Origin of the sequence: Bifidobacterium catenulatum PV20-2 (assembly GCF_000800455.1) — a bacterium.
Lineage (GTDB): Bacteria > Actinomycetota > Actinomycetes > Actinomycetales > Bifidobacteriaceae > Bifidobacterium > Bifidobacterium kashiwanohense_A.
In genome coordinates, this window is record NZ_CP007456.1 from 1,955,110 (window position 1) to 1,973,326 (window position 18,217).

General features: G+C 50.8%; 14 protein-coding genes. 5 read left to right on the plus strand and 9 right to left on the minus strand.

All coding sequences use genetic code 11. The features are described 5' to 3' along the window. The first annotated feature begins 54 nt into the window (after positions 1-54). The 3 genes from AH68_RS08420 to AH68_RS08430 all read left to right on the plus strand — a co-directional run bounded on the left by AH68_RS08420 (position 55) and on the right by AH68_RS08430 (position 3,866). Entirely contained in the window at positions 55-1,860 is a 1,806-nt protein-coding gene (locus AH68_RS08420) for a DUF4012 domain-containing protein (RefSeq protein ID WP_039199206.1), read from the plus strand. Positions 1,861-2,146: 286 nt separating this feature from the next. Next, on the plus strand, positions 2,147-2,653 hold the full coding sequence (locus AH68_RS08425) for a hypothetical protein (RefSeq protein WP_158332996.1): 507 nt from the start codon (positions 2,147-2,149) through the stop codon (positions 2,651-2,653). 121 nt (positions 2,654-2,774) lie between these two features. Continuing rightward, positions 2,775-3,866, plus strand: a complete 1,092-nt coding sequence (locus tag AH68_RS08430) for a nucleotidyltransferase domain-containing protein (RefSeq protein ID WP_158332997.1) — start codon at positions 2,775-2,777, stop codon at positions 3,864-3,866. Here the strand turns inward: AH68_RS08430 and AH68_RS10150 are convergent. From AH68_RS10150 to AH68_RS08460, 6 genes are all read right to left on the minus strand, one after another. After that, entirely contained in the window at positions 3,863-5,674 is a 1,812-nt protein-coding gene (locus AH68_RS10150; protein WP_052189208.1) for an ABC transporter ATP-binding protein, read from the minus strand. The genes AH68_RS08430 and AH68_RS10150 overlap by 4 nt on opposite strands. Next, positions 5,620-6,096, minus strand: coding sequence for a S24/S26 family peptidase (locus AH68_RS10790; RefSeq protein WP_158332998.1), 477 nt, complete (start codon positions 6,094-6,096; stop codon positions 5,620-5,622). Before AH68_RS10790 ends, AH68_RS10150 begins: the two co-directional genes overlap by 55 nt. Then, a complete protein-coding gene (locus tag AH68_RS08445; protein WP_039199209.1) occupies positions 6,089-6,349 on the minus strand; it encodes a PqqD family protein in 261 nt (86 codons plus the stop codon). Before AH68_RS08445 ends, AH68_RS10790 begins: the two co-directional genes overlap by 8 nt. Before the next feature lie 137 nt (positions 6,350-6,486). Then, positions 6,487-9,975 (minus strand): hypothetical protein, encoded by a 3,489-nt coding sequence (locus tag AH68_RS08450; RefSeq protein WP_144245726.1) that lies wholly within the window; start codon positions 9,973-9,975, stop codon positions 6,487-6,489. A 123-nt stretch (positions 9,976-10,098) separates the two neighbouring features. Next, a complete protein-coding gene (locus tag AH68_RS08455; RefSeq protein ID WP_039199211.1) occupies positions 10,099-10,719 on the minus strand; it encodes an arsenate reductase/protein-tyrosine-phosphatase family protein in 621 nt (206 codons plus the stop codon). Positions 10,720-10,922: 203 nt separating this feature from the next. Then, the gene (locus tag AH68_RS08460; protein WP_039199212.1) at positions 10,923-11,939 is read right to left on the minus strand and encodes an endonuclease/exonuclease/phosphatase family protein; all 1,017 of its coding nucleotides are present in this window, start codon (positions 11,937-11,939) and stop codon (positions 10,923-10,925) included. A gap of 315 nt (positions 11,940-12,254) precedes the next feature. Here AH68_RS08460 and AH68_RS08465 point away from each other — a divergent pair, with 315 nt between their 5' ends. After that, the gene (locus AH68_RS08465; RefSeq protein WP_173405859.1) at positions 12,255-12,578 is read left to right on the plus strand and encodes a hypothetical protein; all 324 of its coding nucleotides are present in this window, start codon (positions 12,255-12,257) and stop codon (positions 12,576-12,578) included. Positions 12,579-12,629: 51 nt separating this feature from the next. Here the strand turns inward: AH68_RS08465 and AH68_RS08470 are convergent, their stop codons facing one another. From AH68_RS08470 to AH68_RS08480, 3 genes are all read right to left on the minus strand, one after another. Further along, positions 12,630-13,385 (minus strand): hypothetical protein, encoded by a 756-nt coding sequence (locus tag AH68_RS08470; protein WP_144245727.1) that lies wholly within the window; start codon positions 13,383-13,385, stop codon positions 12,630-12,632. After that, positions 13,378-14,766, minus strand: a complete 1,389-nt coding sequence (locus AH68_RS08475; protein ID WP_039199215.1) for an AAA family ATPase — start codon at positions 14,764-14,766, stop codon at positions 13,378-13,380. The genes AH68_RS08470 and AH68_RS08475 overlap by 8 nt, the downstream gene beginning before the upstream one ends. A gap of 378 nt (positions 14,767-15,144) precedes the next feature. Continuing rightward, positions 15,145-16,686: an MDR family MFS transporter gene (locus AH68_RS08480; RefSeq protein WP_039199216.1), complete on the minus strand. Its 1,542-nt coding sequence runs from the start codon at positions 16,684-16,686 to the stop codon at positions 15,145-15,147. Positions 16,687-17,356: 670 nt separating this feature from the next. On the opposite strand from AH68_RS08480, the gene AH68_RS11100 reads away from it, so the two are divergent. Beyond that, positions 17,357-18,199: a GGDEF domain-containing protein gene (locus AH68_RS11100; RefSeq protein WP_236682395.1), complete on the plus strand. Its 843-nt coding sequence runs from the start codon at positions 17,357-17,359 to the stop codon at positions 18,197-18,199. Positions 18,200-18,217 lie beyond the last annotated feature (18 nt).

The window sequence follows — 18,217 nt, forward strand, 5'->3', positions numbered from 1 at the left end:
ATCCATACGAATGTGCCATGATAAAAAGCTGGAACACCTAACAGAGGGGGATTAATGTCTCAACATGCGAGCACTCACGCCGCCCGTTCTCACAAGCTTCGCAATACATTGCTTGTTATTGCGGCACTGCTCATCCTGCTGGTCATTGCCGGAGGCGTCGTCGGTCTGAATTTCTACAAGCAGGCGAAGGAAGTCAAAGCTCACGAGGAGCAGGCGATCTCGTCTCTTTCGGCCATCGCCGACGTCAATACGTTGAAGGATGCGCAGGCGTCGGATGCCGCGATCAAGCAGGCGCGGACCCATACCGCCGCGGCAAGAGATATTGCCAATGGAACACTGTGGAACATGCTGTCGAAGATGCCGATTGTGGGCGGTGACGTTACCAACGTGCAAGGCATGACGCAGGTGGTGGATGATTTGGTGCAACAAACACTGCCGTCACTCACCGATGTGGTACAACAGCTTGCGAACGCGCAGATCAGCGGTGAGAATGGCCAGCTGAATCTTCAGCCCATTGTGGATGCGCAAGACGACTTCTCTTCGGTAAGCAAGCAGGTGAAGTCGCTGAATTCGAAGCTCAGCAATCTGCCTGAACCACGTATCGGCATGGTGAAGAAGGCATATTCGCAGAGTCGCAGCCAGTTCACCAAGGTTACGGACATGGTGGAGCAAGTGAACAATGCGCTACAGATGCTCCCCTCCTTCTTAGGACAGAACGGTGCCCGAACGTATCTGCTGGTGGCGCAGACCACTTCCGAACAACGTTCCGGCGGCGGACTGGTGGGCTCCATGGGTACGTTGCAGACCGATCATGGACAAATTCAGGTCGGTGAGTTCCATCACAATGGAGACTTCATTAACGGCAGTAATGGCAATGCTTCGGAACATACCGTGTTCAAGGGGCCCCTGGGATTCTCCTTCGATATTCGCGATACGTTCGCGGTGCCAGACATCGCCCGCAATGCGGAAATGATGAATGAAGCTTGGCAGCGTTCCCAATATGCTTGCGATGTTGACGGTATCGTATCTATCGATCCGGTGTTCATCCAGAAAATGGTAGAGATTAACGGCAATGTGACGTTGGAAGATGGTACTGTGCTCACCGGCGAAAATACCGCTGAATACATGCTCAACACCATCTATAAGGAAGTTCCTGTATCTCTACAAGACACGTATTTCGAATACATCGCCTCCACCATCATGAATAACGCCTTCAGCAACATGGACATCGCCAAGATGATGAAGGTGGCTCAAAGCATCGGCGAATTAACTAAGAACCGTCATTTCTACGCATACACGTTCCATGATGATGAAGCCAAATATTTCCAAGGTGCCGGACTCGCCAAGGGCACTCCAGACAGCGAGACCGATCCGGAAGTGGGCATTTACCTCAACGAACAGAATCCGTCGAAGTTGGGATGGTATATCGACCGTAAGACGCAGATTACCAAAACCGGTCAGAATGCCGATGGGTCGAAAACCTACCATGTCACCTACACGTTGACCAATACGCTGACTTCCAGCGAGATGGCCACCTGCACCGGCTATATTCTGGGCGGCGAGCAGGCGGGTGTAACGGGTAAGCCTGTTGCGGCTCCGGGAACGTCTGCGCAGCGTATGCTGTTTTACGCGCCGAAGGGCGGTTCCATCAGCGAGATCACCTCATCCGGAGACGTGCGAGATCAAAGCAATGCTGTGATGGATGGTCAAAAACTGGTCACCAACGTGGCTTATATCGCCCCCGGGGAAAGCGTGACTTTCGATTTCGACGTGACCACCTCGCCGAAGGCCGAAAACGACCTGACCATCGATCAGACACCATCCGGCAAAATGACTAACGAGGTCAACTACCAGTACTGAGCGGAAACCACCAGTACTAATCGCAAAAACTGATCGAAAGGCGCGTATGCAACGGTTCACGCTCACGCTTGTGGAAGTTCCCATTTCGGCGACCGTGCAATTCCCATCCACAAGGGAGTACTGTGCCGAATGGGAAACTCCCGGGGCCACGCCGGTGGAACATGTGACGATTTCTGAGCAAGACATCGCAGCCGAACGCGAACCGCACACGCCCCCCAGTCAAGCCGAAGCCTTCAGCAGTTCGTATCTGGAAACTTTGGCTTTATACCGGGCCATAGCACAATGCATGGCAGACCATGATGCCATACTGTTCCACGGCAGCGTGATTGAAGTCGACGGGAAAGCCTACATTTTCACAGCGCCCAGCGGCACAGGCAAAAGCACACATGCCCGGCTGTGGCGCGAACTACTCGGGTCACAGGCACGCATGATCAACGACGACAAGCCATTACTGCGGTTCAACACCGGCGCTGCAGGAACCATTCAGGCCTATGGCACGCCATGGCGAGGCAAGCACATGTTGGGAACAAACATTCACGCCCCCGTCAAGGGTATATGCGTGCTTCATCAGGCTCCGAAAAACACTATGACCCGCCTTTCCAGCGCACAGTCATTACCGCTGCTGTTGCAACAGACGTTCAGACCAAAGGAAGCCGATTCTTTGGAAAAGACGCTTGCTATGATTATGCGCATGGCTGCCGAATTGCCTGTCTGGAGTATGGGATGCACCCCGACCTTAGATGCGGCGGCGCTATCGTACACCACCATGAGCGGAGACCGGTCTTTTGTCTAATCCTTCTGAATCCAGTATGTCGAAACCATCGTCTTCCAACCAATGCGAGGAAGCCGACACCGCGAATCTCACCATCGCCTGCGACGCACTGTATCTATGTGCCTGCGCCATAAAAGGAACCTTGGCTGATCCTCAGCGGCTGGAGCGTATAGACTCAGAAGCTTTATGGGATTTCGCTGACCGACAATCCATTCTGGGCTGCGTGGCCATGGCCCTTCCGCTCGAACATATGGAACAGTCGGAGCGGTGGCAGAAGGCATTGGCCATTTACTCCCGTCGAGCTCTGCTTTTAGACGCCGAACGCAATCGTATCTTCGCTTGGCTGGATGAGCAGGGCATCCGTCATAGCCAGCTCAAAGGCAGCTTGATGAAGGATTATTATCCGGCTTTGGGCATGAGGTATATGGCGGATAATGATTTCTGGTTCGATTCACAACATGCGAATGAACTGCGCGCGTTTATGGAGGCGTCAGGTTACATGTGTGAATCTTTCAACCATGGTGTTCATGACGTGTATTTGAAACAGCCGTTGCTGAATTTCGAACCTCATTATTCGTTATTTTCAGAATCCAAATATCCGAAATGGCATCGGTATTTCCGTGACGCACTGTCACAGGCTCCCGTAATGGAATCCACCGAATGCGAAGCACGAATGTCGATGGAGGATTTCTATCTGCATCACATTTGCCATGCCGCAAAGCATCTTTGGGGCAGCGGCACAGGGGTGCGCGCTTTGGTTGATGAGATGGTCATGTTGAAACGTTTTTCATCGACTTTGGATTGGCAGCTTATTCAACAGCGCTGCAAACAGCTTGACGTTGCCGTTTTGGAAGCCCAGTTTCGTCGCGTGGCCCAACTTTTCCTTGACGGAAAAGTGCTTGTTTCCCATGATCTTCAGGAGCAGGATAACCGATTGCTGCAGGCGATGGCTTTGGCGAACACGTATGGCACCATCCAACAGCAGATTCTCAACAAGCTTGACAATATCAGGAAACAGACGGACGGCAGTGCGACCGACCGGAAGATCCGTTTTATCTACGTGTGGAAGCGTCTTTTTCCGCCGCTGAGCGACATGGCCGAATGGATACCCGTTCTGCGCACATGGCCGGTGTTGTATCCTGCCGTGTGGGTTTTCCGCATGGCACGCTTCCTGATTGCTCCCCCTCGTTGGAAGAAAATGTTGAGTGAACTATCAACGATTCGCAAGCATTAAACATGTATCACCTGGTCAGCCAAGGCAAGCGCCGCTGGCCTATGAGTGACCATGATGATGGTTCTGCCTTCCAACTGCTTCAAGCGGCTCAGCACTTCCCGTTCAGTAGATTCGTCCAATGCGCTGGTGCATTCATCAAGCAGTAGTACACGGCGTCCGCTGAATACGGATCGGGCGATGGCCAGTCGTTGCATCTGACCTTCGGAAAGGCCCGAGCCATGCTCACCCAGCTCAGTGTCCATGCCGTGCGGCAGCTGCTGCACGAAATCTTCGGCACAGGCCACCCATAATGCCTGATCAAGCCGCTCCTGATCTTTCATGGCTTGCGCGTCTCCGAATGCCAGGCATGCTCGAATCGTGCCTTGCATCAGTCCATTGCCTTGCGGAACATAAGCGAACCACTGCCGTGTTCCCCTATCCAAGGGTGCCGCTAACCCGTTATTGAGCACCGCCTGGCATGTTCCATGTTCCGGATGATACAGTCCAAGCAACAGTTTAAGTATGGTTGATTTTCCCGCTCCGCTGGCCCCCACCAGAACCGCACATTCCTCTTTACGAACCGTCATTGTGAAATGATTCAGCACCCGCAAGCCGCCGTTCGACTGGTCTTGCAGTGGATGATACGCGAACGTGACATCATTCAGGCATAGTTGATCAAAATCGCATGTTTCATTGAACGTTCCTTCATCAAACCAACTATCTTGATTATCTGAATTATCTTGATTATCTAAAACATTTGGATTATTCGGATTATTTCCGGGAAAATATCGCTTTTCAACGATTTCCACATGACAATCATATTCAAGTTCCATCAGTCGTTCCGCACTGGCCGTCATGGCATAAAATCGTGGCACATACGAACTGATGTTGGCGATCGGCGACTGAATCTGCGAAACCAATTGCACTACGGCAACAAAAGTACCGTAAGAAAGCACGCCCTGCATAATACCCCATCCGCACCAAATCGCGCCAATAACATAGGCACCGTTAATAGCCAGGGAAAAGCCGATATTGCACATGTTCCAAAACCGGTTGCGCTGCATACGCGCACATTTATGGACATCCATAGCCTGCCCTGTTTCAAAAACCATATCCCGCTCTTTTGAAAAAGCACGAATCACTGCAAGATTCGACAGGCATTCCATAACCAGTATGCGGAATCGGCCATCCGCTTCCTGAATACGCCTATGCAATTTCTTCAATGTTTTTCGGAACACGTAGGAGGCGGCCACCACCGCCAAACCACCTATAACCAGCAGCAATGCCAACTGCGGCAGCATAAAAGCCAGTAATGCCATGGCCCCCGCCAGCTTGGCGACCATACTGAGCACTCCGGGAATGATTTCCGCCACGCCATTCGCCACCACTTGCGCATCATTGGTGAGACGGTTCATCCACTCCCCTGAATGCACTGCAGAAACACATTCATAATCACCCAGCAAAGCCGCATTCACCAGTCTGTTTTTGTACGCGTTCTCCAACGAGGCTCGGGTCAGTTCGCTGGCATAGCGATCAACGGCCTGCAACACCGCCTGCAACACGACCAACGCCACCAAGGCAAACGCCATTTCGATGAAACTATGCGTATTGGCCGCAACGGCATAATCAATAAGCTCTTTAAGCAAGAAAGCCATGCATACGCCGGACAAACCAATCAGCACTTGCGCCAACGCAAGCACAGCCACCAATGGAGCACGTTTCTTGGACGTACGCCAAATCCAACGCAAGGTGCGCGCCGGAGCCTCAGTACCGGCTAGCCGTTGAATCTCGTTTGCATTGCCCTCGCCAGCTCTATCAGACGTATGCATGCTCGTTTGTACACCAATCTTACGGGGGTGGTCATAGCGATATATCGCGAATACGCACGATATGAACGGTCTTCAACCGTACGCTCGCGACCGTTATGGGTATAGCCGGTCAGTATTCCAAGCACCTGGCTGGACTGAATAGGTTGGTCCGAATATGCGCAATTATCGCCACGAGTAATGATCTCATGCTCTTCGACATGTACGATGCGGTGCAGAATATAAGCACCCCGATAGTCTTTGAACAGTATGACATCACCCCGTTTAAGCTTCGGAATGTCCGCCTCGGCACACAGCCGAATGGTGACGTCATCTCGCCCCTGCCGCAATAACGGCAACATGCTGACGCCCTGAAAACGGTACGTCAGCATGCCATATCGCCGTAGATAATCCTCTATGCCGAGGCTATTGGCATGCTCACTCATCGAGCGCGTCAATAGCACGCAACATTTCAAGCACGTATGCTACGCCCGCTTGGGCTTCCAGCTCGTCAACCTCATACCTTTCCAAGCATGCGCCAACCAGCTGGCTTTCCGTGGCACCCGCCTTGAGCATCTCCACAATGTACGCCGCGGTACTATTGCTGCGCACCAGTCCAGAAAAAGCCTGCGAGTCAACCGAAATCATGACATGCTCGGCATCAGTGTTGTGCGTAACGAAAGAAGATTTAAGCTTCACGCTGCAATCCTTTATTCGATTGCGAATAAATCGTCAGAGGCTGAGCGGAATCTCCGGAGTGGTGTTACCGCTGGTGCGGATAATGTCTTCATTGTTCAGCTGAACGGCTTCCATGTGCGGAGCAGACCAGGTTTCCTTCATCGTTGACCTCCAAGAAAATCACTTGCGGCTTGATTATACACGTACAAAGCCCTGACCAAATCGCATAGCTTCGTTTGTGAAGTATCTTGCCCATACAGTTCCATTACACTATAAGCATACGTCAAAGGAGCTACTTGGATGGTCTGGGCGGATCCATCACCGCCCTTGACAACCACCTGATGCATGTTTCCAAGGTCTTTAGACGGTATATTGCTGATTTTGAGCTGGTATTTTCCATCCGAGCGCAACTGTGGAGACATAGTCTTACCATCGATCGCAAACGTGTACCCGCCAATGGACTGCCCATTCGAAAGGGTGAAGACCAAATTGAGGCTGGTACGCGTTTCAAGATCCAGCGAAGCCGCCGTCAATTGAATGCCGTTCACCTGACCGTTTTTCTGAAGTTCGTATTGCTTCAACACATCAGCAGTGACGGCAGTGTTCGAATCGACCTGACCTGCTTCGTCGGCATGATAGTTGAAAAGACGCTGGGCGCACCTGCCATAGTTATCCATGGCAACAGCCAGTTTCTTGAATTTCTCATCTTGCGAATTATCTTTCACATAATTCAAGAAAGATGTCACTTTATACGAGAAACCGCCATTATTTCCGTAACTGCCGTTCGACGTTTTAATAGGCACCTGAGTTCCGTCGGAAAGCCTGATCGTGGCAGTGAATATGTCGTTCATCTCCTTGGCCACGATCTCATACGTGAATTTATATCGTCCATCGTTTTGCAGATGATTCTTAACATACGACGTCTTATCGGCACAGCCTTCCTTCGAGAAGGTGATGGTCGCACCACTATCGTTCTTCACCCGATCCGGCAGACTCTTCGCGAAAATATTGACGCCAATCTCACCAAGCAATGTCAACGATGCGGCATCAAACGTTACCGCGGGAATGGTGCTGGAAGACGCGCTTTCACCGTTTCCTCCGGGAGCGACCGAATCACCGACCGTTTGATACCGCACAGTCAGCATGTTCGCCGAGTAGTCGGCGGCAGCCATATACAGCTTGTTTCCTATCATCACCGCGTCCAAGCTGGAACTAGCGGAAACCGCGAAACGTCCATTCTGCTCGGCGAATGTCGTCGGCGAGTTCAAGTCAGCAGCGAAGCTTTTCCCCACACCCGTGTTGTCTAAAGCGACTACGAACAGTTGTTTGAGGCCTCCAGAAAGGGCGAGTCCCACGCAATTCGCCGGCAGACCCGTCACCTCGTCAGTTTGCTGCAGTTCGCCATCTGCATTGAATTTCATCAGCGAATACGATCCTTGCGAAGATCCGGATTGGTAACTCAAAACATAGGTTGACCCGTCTCCAGCCATGGCTGCATCTAACATGGCTACGGCATTGCCGGTCGACGTTAACGCGTTCCAGCTGCCATTGCGCAAAGACATGACCACTGTTCGCTGATCGGAGTACACGATGGCGGGATTGCCGCCAATCTCCGTCAATACAGCCTTGCTGATGCTTCCGGACGTAAACAATGGACCCAACTTGATGAGCGTATCGCCATCATACTGGTATACCTGCTGCGTGGCGGACTTGCCCCAGTCAGCTCCATTACTGGCAAAAACGCAAAGCTTGCTTCCGACAACAGCGAGACTTGCGGCATTACCTTGCCCAGTCAGTGATATCGTTCCGACCTGCTGCCAGACATTGTCAGAGAAACGGTACAGCTTCGCCCCGGCCGCACTGTAGTTTTGCGTCAACAGGTACAGATGATCCTTGTACCAGGCGATTGTGGTGGCATAGCTCGCCGCGTCAGCAATGGGGCTTCCCAGTTGCTTCCATGACGAACCATCGTAGAGGTATACGGTGGCGCTGTTCGACGTGTTTTTCACCACATACAGGTTCGTTCCGTCCGTGGCTGTAGACGTATTCCAGATCCCTTGAGAGTTGAATCCTTCCGGAACGTCACCTGTTTCGCTCCATGATCCCGAATCAGCCTGATAATCCGCGAATTCAAGATCGAATGTGCAGCTGCCATCGCCATCCGTGACAGCCGTGATTTTGATTCCGGAATTGATGCCGTTCGAGTATACGAGCGCATCGTCATTGAATGAGGCGTTCAAGTCCGTTGAGCCTATGGCATTGCGGAACGTTCCGGTCGCATTGATGACTGCGTTCTGTGCGGAAATATACGAACTTGAAGTATTACCGTCGCCGCCCTTGTATGTATTATCAGTGTCTGCCGGACGGAAAACATACACATTATACCCTTGACTTGATGGAGCGGCATTGCCCTCGTCATCAAGCGCAGGATTGACACGATACACAATAAGTCCGCTGGCTCCAATGTACTTGTCCATAACGTCGGAACCGATGTAGCCATTCCCTTTATGCCTGTATTCGATAACAAAATACTCATTGCTGTTCAGCGGGCTTTTCACCTTGATGGCTTGCTGGCCACTGCCAATACTGTGCAACGTGTACGTTCCGGCCTGATTCACTTCGTTCAGGATCGTCCACCCGAGTCTTTCCCGAGTAATGGCCAGCGGCCATGAATAGCTTCCGGAACTAGCCATGTTGTCCCAAATGGCAACAGGTTTGTTCACAGTATCGCCATTGCTTCCGCGCACATACAAATCCTTCGCTCCCAACGTGTGCATGTATTCATGCGCGCTGACACCACCCGCACTGTACGAATACGCTGGAACGCCCGATTGCGTTTGTGCGGTACCAGATGAGAACGACTTAGAATCAATAAGATTGAATTCGGCAACATCCAAAGAGCCGAGTTTCACACCTTGGCCACCGATATTACTGCTATGCGAGGTCCATCCGTTGAGGCCTGCAGGTACCTGCGGAATGACGGTGAGGCAATCCACGTAGGAATCCGCGTTGGTGTTCACCTCAGAAGTGTCGAAATTCGGATACCTTTGTTGGAACTTGGCCAGCGCATCCTTAGCTAGCGCGGCATCATCAAGATATGCGCTGTTCGCTTTGGACGCGTAATAGCTAGCCTCATGGTCGAGCGTGAGATATTCGACGTGCAAATCGTTTGTGGTTTGCGGGAAAGAACTGATGAGATCATGCTTCCCCTGCGAATACGTGTAAATGAGGTCTCGCACACTGGGAGCAGAGTACTGGCGGTTCACAGCATTGTAATCGAGCATGAACCGATGCCATATCGTATCGGTTTCATCATACGCATACATCGAGTTAAAACCAGTCCACGCCTGAGTGGTGGTTCCATCCTGCTTGCTGACCGTCTCATAGTCGCCCACGGTGTCTCCAGCGAATCGCACCAGCAGAACAAGGTTGCCTTGACCAACCGTGCCCGTTCCAGAATCCGTGCGCCTTGCAGGCACCGAATCCAAATCCGTAGGCAAAGGAGCTGCGCCTCCGGTCATAATCGTGCTATCCGTACCGCCAGAGGCAATCGGAGCGACGTCTTCGTCAGCAATCGCCAAATCAGCGGAAACGGCAGAGCCTACAACCAACGCAGTGGAAAGCAGTAGTCCCATCATTCTCTTCATAATCTTCTCTTTCTAGGGAAATGATAGAGACTATCGAATCACATCTTTCGTAATCCGATATCAAAATCCTAACCGACTCAGCATAATCATGCTTAATCGCCGGTCACTGACGGCCACCGTCATCTAAGCCCACATATTGTAGGCGGTAGTGGACCGCACAGAACAAATCTGCGAGCGAACAGGCGCCATACCCACGCCGTAATGCTTTTTCATGCTCTTCAGCATGGTTCGCAGAGCATTATTGGTTTGGTTGGCCGCGATACGGAACTTGTCGAACGACTTGCCGTGCGGGTCATCGATATCTTTGGGAGTGGGCAACATCGGACGAATCATGGAAGAGACTTTGATAACGGATGCAAGACGCTCCTGGATGGTCAGTCCGCTTACCATGCCGTTTTGCGCGCAGTATTGGCACATATTGGCGAAGTCGTTAAGCAGAAATGTATAACGGACCGCGCCGGGCGCGAGGGCAACGATGTCTTTGCGCTGTTCTTTCTCGAAGCAGAGAATCAGATCAGCACTCTCAGCCATAGATCGGGTGAGTCTGCGGGATCGGAATCCGCTTGGTTCAATGTTGACGCTGGTCATAAGTCTGGCACTGGACGGATCCATCTGGCATCGCGGAAGGCCACGCGTGCCGGCGCTGGAAACCTGCACAGTGGTGCCAGCGAGGTAGCGAGTGAGCAAGAGTTCGCCCATAGGCGACCGGCAGATATTGCCTGTACAGACGAACATGATATGCATACCGCACACCCCTTTGTATCTCTACCTACTTATGGAAACTACAATCCTCAATCTTACCTCAGGTATAGATATTACAATTTGGGGTTTAACCGTTTTACCCCTTAGGGGATACCGCAGGAAACATATACACCTTCGGCAAAGGAGCGTGCTTCTTGAGTTGCAGGCTTATCGCGGAAGTTCGTTTCCGCCGCCGCTTTCCGCCGCTATGCAATGGTTAGGGTGGCAAGCAGTGCGAGATGGTCGGAACCTTGAATCCGCTTGGTTGCAAGATCAGTTGCACGCACGCCCTTGTCATAAATAATATGGTCGATTTCAGCAATCGGAAATACTGCAGGGAACGTCATATGCAGACCCTCCCCCGCGCTCTGACCAGCGTCAGTAAAACGATCACCAAGCAAATATCTAAAACTTGCATGATCCCATGTGGAATTAAAATCACCCATCAAAACATATGATTCATTATTGCCATAATGCCGTAATTGAGCGATAGAATCCAAACTTTTATTCCATAAACCCTGATTTCTGGGACGCGGAGAAAAAGGATGCACCGACCCGAATCTCACTGTTCTTCCGTTGAGCACAACGGTTGCAGCAGGAATGCTGCTTGATTCTATAGGAATAAGATTCTCAGTTGCTTCCTGCAACGGATGCGCACTGTACAGCACATTCACACCGCCATTATCATGCCATGTAAGCTGCGGAATAACGAAATATGGAAGATAATCTGCGATTCCCTCATCGTTCAGTCTGTTCAGCAAATCCGAAGAAACCTCTTGCATTGCCAAGACTTCGATATGCTCGTCGCGTATTGTTTCAACGATTTGTTGTGCATCGGCAACACCTTGCTTTGTGTTGAACGTCATAACACGAACCGTTGCCATGGGCTGTGCGGCAGGGCTGGCAGCCGGCACAACATACCCCCAATGCCAAGCGACTTGTATGACCACGCATACCGCGCTCAATGCAGCCAACGCCCTTCGTTTGCCGATACGGCGAATCGTCAGAGCAAAAACCACAATCACAGCGGAAAGCAAACCCAGCCACGGCATCAGCGCAACAACCAGAGGCACATAGCGTTTACCATCAAGATTATTCGGCAGCATGCGCAACAACATCGCCACCACAATGACCGCGGTGACCAACCAAAGCAAAACCGTCAGCAACGTTGAACGCGTTTCGTGACGCGTTTCATTGCGCTGAACGTCGCCAAGTCGAGTCATGCGCGCTCCTTTCCTGTTCCATATTCCCGTTTCATCTTCCCGTTCCGCGCAATCCGCAATCGTATGCAATCACATGTTGCAACCGATAGTCCCACGCATCGTTTTTCACAACATCTCTCACAACATCTCTTCTCTGAACATTACCCGCGTTCATCCCCGCATATATTTCCCGCGCGCATTGAGGATTACGCTTTCACAAAAGTGTCACTATATGGACACTTTCCAGCATTTGGAATTGTTCTGATACGTTCATCCGATAATCTATAGGTTGAAAAATGGCGCTTAACAAAAGAGGCAGTAGCAAAAGAGGCAATCATGAGCGAAGAGGCAATGCGAGAAGAAGTGGCGCAAGCTGTGGAAGTGGCTGCAAACAAGGCCGCCGAAGAGGAAATCAGCAAACTGGCCAAATTCGAAAGCGCCATCGACGAAACGCTCGCATCCGGATATTTGGACGATACGCTCACCGTCACCGACGCAGACGGCGTGGCGCAAGTGCTGCCGATGCTTGATTCCGAGCCAATCTCACACCTAGTGGAAGGCTTGGAAGCCGTAGGCGGAAGCGCCAATGTGTTCGTGCACACCAGCGCAGGCGTGGTGGCCCTCAGCGTAGTGGAATACAAGCCCAACGAAGAAGAATAAATAAATCAGTCGTTTCAAGATCCCGCCCCAATCACTGGAAGAAACAGGACCCTAACACTCATCTGGCCACGTAAATCCAAGCTCAGATGGCAACAATCCAACGTTTGACCCACGCTGCAAAGAGTGCAATCCTTCAAAGGCCCACAACCATGAATTGCGGTACTCAGAACAGCCATGAAGCACCGCATCTGAAGTAATCAAATCCTTAAAATAATTAGGATCCGACTCACATTTTTCAATAAACGCAAGAGATAGCTCACGTTTACGATTTTTCCCTGCATTTCCAGTCAGATTATCCGCAATATCCCATAGTGCATGTTCCAAATTTCTCGACATGTAGAAAGCTCGAAATGGAACCATCTTTGAGCCGATTTTAAGCTCGGAACAGTTATCCACCAGCTCACTGACACGAACCTTTTTCTCACGATGACGCAATCTGATTTCTTTAACACGATTCGTTTCAATAGAGTCAGCACGGTATTTTAATTCAATACCTTCAAATATCTGCGAATCAGGAATAAACGCACCGTCCAAATCCATTAATAGCGCAACCGCAATAACATCACGTTCTCTGAATTCATGTCGCCGTTCAATCTCTTGCTTAATTAACGTTCTTACCTTTCCGGTAATTCCCGCACCAGAAAGGCCTCGAAAATTCTCTGGATGAATTTTATATAACGTAATATCGCCGCCCGATGCCACTCCGGTAAAGCTGAGTCGCTCACTATAAAACGCTTCCTCGAAGGCATCAACAATGCAGCCATCAGTCTCACCTTCCGTAATGATTGGAATGACTTTATTAGGCATGGTCATCCTTTCTCATTACGCGTCCCGCCTTATTGAAAGCGACCGCAACTCTCGACTTTCGAACTCGCGGAGCCAATTCCTCAGGCTGATCGTCAATATTCACAGCACGAATATACATATTTCTCAAATTATTACTATCGCGAACACCTTTAATTGTCGTAAAACGATTCTTCGGATTTGATGTTGAGAAAACAATAGATTTATCTGAAAGCACTTCCAGCACGCGCAGATTATGAGCAGTAAAAATTAACTGTCCTCTGCCATATTCAGCAATCACCTGAAGCAAGGTACCTAGCAGAATTTCGAAAATACCGGAATCAATTTCATCGATGGCGATACACACATCGGATTCATTAAACATCCTAATCAGCAAAGACATCATGCCGACAATACGCTTGACGCCTTCGGATTCCGCCCAAAATGGTATAGCAACACCGTTACGTTCGCTTCTCAAAAATACACGCACGCCAGGTTGCCTATCATCGGTAACGTCATCTTGCATGTCACAGCCCAGCTGAAGGCCCGGAATAACCGTAGGCAACACCTCATTGGACTGCTCAACCATCTGCTCGATGACCGGCTGCAAATCCTGAGGCACAATGACCGGCTGCGTGATGTTCAGCACATCGAATCTGGATCCGTGCGCAATTGGCACACATCCAAAAGAAACCGCTGCACCCTCGCGAGTTGTCATAATCCTCATGTTTTCACGCGCGTAATTCGACAATGCCGACAGCACCGAAATCAATGGGCGAAGATTCGTATCCCGCGCATCCCTCTTTGCCTTCGGCAGATTGGAAGTATCGGAAATCTCTTCATCAATCACCTTCAAAGCATCAAAAAAACTCGTGGCGAAAACGAAAGAACGACCTTGGCTCCACGCAAGAGTCTCTTCCTGACGGAATTTTTCATCAGCCCTACGTACCGATTTCAACGAATTCCATTGACTGACCGGAGACAAGGTGGAAACAAGAAGACCCATCTCGTCTTCCTCGGAAACCTTATGATCCAGAAGAACACGCTTTCTTTCACCTGGAGAACGCAATTCAACCGTCTCTTGGCCAACATGAGCCTTTCCATTCTCAATAGGTTTCAGGCGAACAGAATATCCGACCTCATCATCACCAACAGAAAAAACAGCAGAAATCGACGCCGATTCACTTCCCTGACGCACAAGCCCAACGATGCATTCATCAGGCACCGACCACCCCGCCATCAAACACCGGAGGCAGCGCACCACCGTAATAACCGCAGTTTTGCCAGACCCGTTCTGACCATAAATTCCAGTAACACTTCCCCCGGAAGGCAGATCAGAAAAGACAACCATGCCTTTTTCAACGTTTTTTATATCCTGCAAGGACAACGACTTCAGACGGATCATAGCAGCACTCCCTTGTCTTATCGTCGTTCAATATGTCAACACAAAACAAGAATAGCGTATTTCATATACAAAAAATAGAAAAAATGACGACCACTTATCAATTTGAGACAATATTTCAACTGAAAGCCATTGTTGGACAGAGAAACTCAGCGGGGTAAATCTCCCATTGGCTGGAAGAATCCGGACTCTAGCACACGACTAAACGTCCAGAATCCTCCAGCGGCTGGAACAATCCGGACGCCAAGGCACTCCTAAACGTCTGGATTCCCCCACCCACTGGAAGAATCCGGACGTTCACAAGCCTTTTAGCGGGATGATTATTCCAGCGAGTGGGGTTTTCGGACAGAGGCGCGTTGCGACTGAGGGCACGCGGGCAACTCAGGCGGCACGCCTACGGCTGAGGGCGCGTTGCACGGTTTCATGCGTGGAACCGGCACCCTGGCCGCGCACGCCGAAGAACACCATCAGCACCATCACAAAGCAGATTGCCGCGCTAACACGAAGCGCCCACTGAATGCCGAACACGTTGGCAGCCGCATACACGGCTTTTGTGCCACCAAGCGCAGCCCAACGAAGAGACGTGAACGTCTCCATCAAAATCACCAGCACCGGAGCGCCAATCGCGCCCGCAATCTGACGAACCGTATTCGTCACCGCGGATCCGGCGCTCACCTCTTCCGGTTCCAAACAATTCAGCGACCATGTGGTGATCGGCATCAACACGAAACCCATGCCGATCTGGCGCACAAACTGCCAAATCGACACCCACCAAATCCACGAAGTCATGGAAATCAAACTCATCATGACCGTACCGAAACACAAGGTAATCGTACCGATCAACGCCACCGGACGCGCACCGAAACGGTCAAGCACCTTACCGCCGAAAAACTGCGAAATGCACTGGCCAAGCGCGCCAGGAAGCATCACCAGGCCGCTAATCGCAGCAGAATAGCCACGGCAATCCTGAATGTACAGGGGCATGATCACCATAATCGAACTGAACGCGAAGAACGCAAGCGCGGCCGTGATCGTGCCAACAGTAAAACTACGATTCTTCAACACGCTCAAATTCAACAGCGGCGGTTGCGCTTCAGAATTTTCAATCTGCCTGCGCGCGCCATGAATCTGGCGGAACACAAACCAAATAATTCCCGTAACGCCAATCACCATTGGCAGCCAAACCATCGGATTTACAAACGAATACGATTCAATATTCGTAAAGCCGAACATTAAGCCGCCAAAACCGAAAACAGACAGTCCAACGGAGAAAAAGTCAGCCTTCGCGGTTTTATCGTTCTCGCCGAAATTATGCAATCCAAAATAGGCAAGAAGCAGCGAGATAACGCCGATAATGGTCAACGTGAGGAAAATTGAACGCCAACCGTTCAAATCCGTCTGCACGCCGCCAAGCGTCGGACCGATCGCCGGAGCCACGCTCATCGCCATGCCAACCGTACCCATTGCGAAACCACGGCGAGACAGCGGATAAATCGAAAACACAGTAATCTGCAGCACCGGCCACATCACACCCGTGCCAACCGCCTCAAGCAAACGCCCGATCAGCACCATCAAAAATGTTGGACCAAGCCAGGCGAACAGCGAACCGATCGTGAACACAACCATGGAAACAAGCACGATTTCGCGAGTCGAAAAACGTCTCGTAAGGTATGCCGTAAGCGGCACCATCACGCCCATGACCAGCTGGAAAATCGATGTCAGCCACTGACCGGTCGTAACGGAAATACCGAAATCACTGACGATCGTCGGCAACGCGGCACTCAACTGCAATTGCGTGAAATTACCGACGAACGTAATAAATGTAAGAATCGCAATGGAAATAAACGCCGTGCGCGTTAAATGACCGTTCTGATACGATTCCTCTCGAGTAAGCGCTCGGGACATGCTCCGCTTCGCTGACATCAATCACCTTCTCCACATTCAAACGCACAAACTATATGATAGCCCGTATGACAGAGGCATGGATATTCGCTTACGAATTCCCGTTTTTGTCATTTCGGGGTAGCGCTCCCCCATTTAGAGGTATCATGACACGCAAAGCGGTAGACAAGTTTTCGGCGTAGGCAGCGCCGGGGGGGGGATGATGACAGTTAGGGCCATGTTCCACATCTGCATGGAGTTGTGGGGTATTTTCATATGCTTGATTTGCACAGGCGGAATTTTCATTGCCACACCACACAAAAACAGACGAACTCGCATCAAAATACTCATGCAGATCGCCTGCATGCTTCTTCTTGGAGCCGACGCGCTCAGCTGGTATTTTCTCAACAATCCCGGAGAAACCGCATATTACATGGTGCGACTCGGTAATTTCTCCGTATTCTGCATTAATTATATTTTCATGAGTTTATTCACAACCTATATGTGGTTGACAGTAAGCAACCATAATCATCACAAACCAGCCGCATTGTATGCCGTCTACGCATTATCCGCAAGCGGAATTCTTTTACTCATCATCACTCAATTCACTGGTCTTTTCTACTATTTCGATGACCACAATCGTTACCATCGCGGTAATTACTATCTTCTTGCGCAGGCAATTGCGGTCTTGGGAATCTCAGTATGCCTCTTCATGCTGATCTCATATCGCAAGAATCTTAATCGCACTATTTTCCTCGCCATGATGTCGTTCTTCGTGCTTCCGGTATTGGCGACCATCTACCAAGCACTGGCATACGGTTTTTCATTGCAATGTTTGGCGGCCGTAATTTCCACACAGATCATGTTCATTATGGACACCGTGGAAATAAACCTGCGATTCCACTCGCAACAGGCCGACTACCGAAAAGCAAGATACGAAGCCGAACATGACGGCATGACCGGTTTGCTGAACAAGGAAGCGGGATGGAAACGCATGCGCGAATACTTCAACCGCATGGGTTCGCGCGATGAGGCACTGCTGATGTTCATTGACATCGACGATTTCAAAACCATCAATGACACATATGGACACACGGCCGGCGATTTCTGGATTCGCGAGGTCGCATCCCAACTTCGGCACATCTACCGGCAAGATGACATTATCTGCCGATATGGCGGCGACGAATTCTTGGCGCTCATTCGCAATACCGCCAGCGAACAGGTGCTCGAAACCACGCTGGGCATATTCTTCCAACAGTTGGCACGCACCTCGGAACAGCACGGGCAAGACGTGCGTTGCAGCGTAGGCGTATGCCGCATTGCCGCCAGCCGCATCCGCAGAAACACGGGCATCAGCAGAAACACGGGCATCAGCAGAAACACGGATGAAGGAAACAGCGAAGATATCAGAGGCGAAGTGGATTTCGACCAATGCGTCAAACAGGCCGACCTAGCGCTGTACGAAACCAAGCGGTCCAACAAAGGAAGATTCACCGTCTACAATTACACCCCCCCCCCAGCCAGAATCCGCAAACATCTGCGCCTAAATGCATAGCAGCTTTCCAGCAATTCC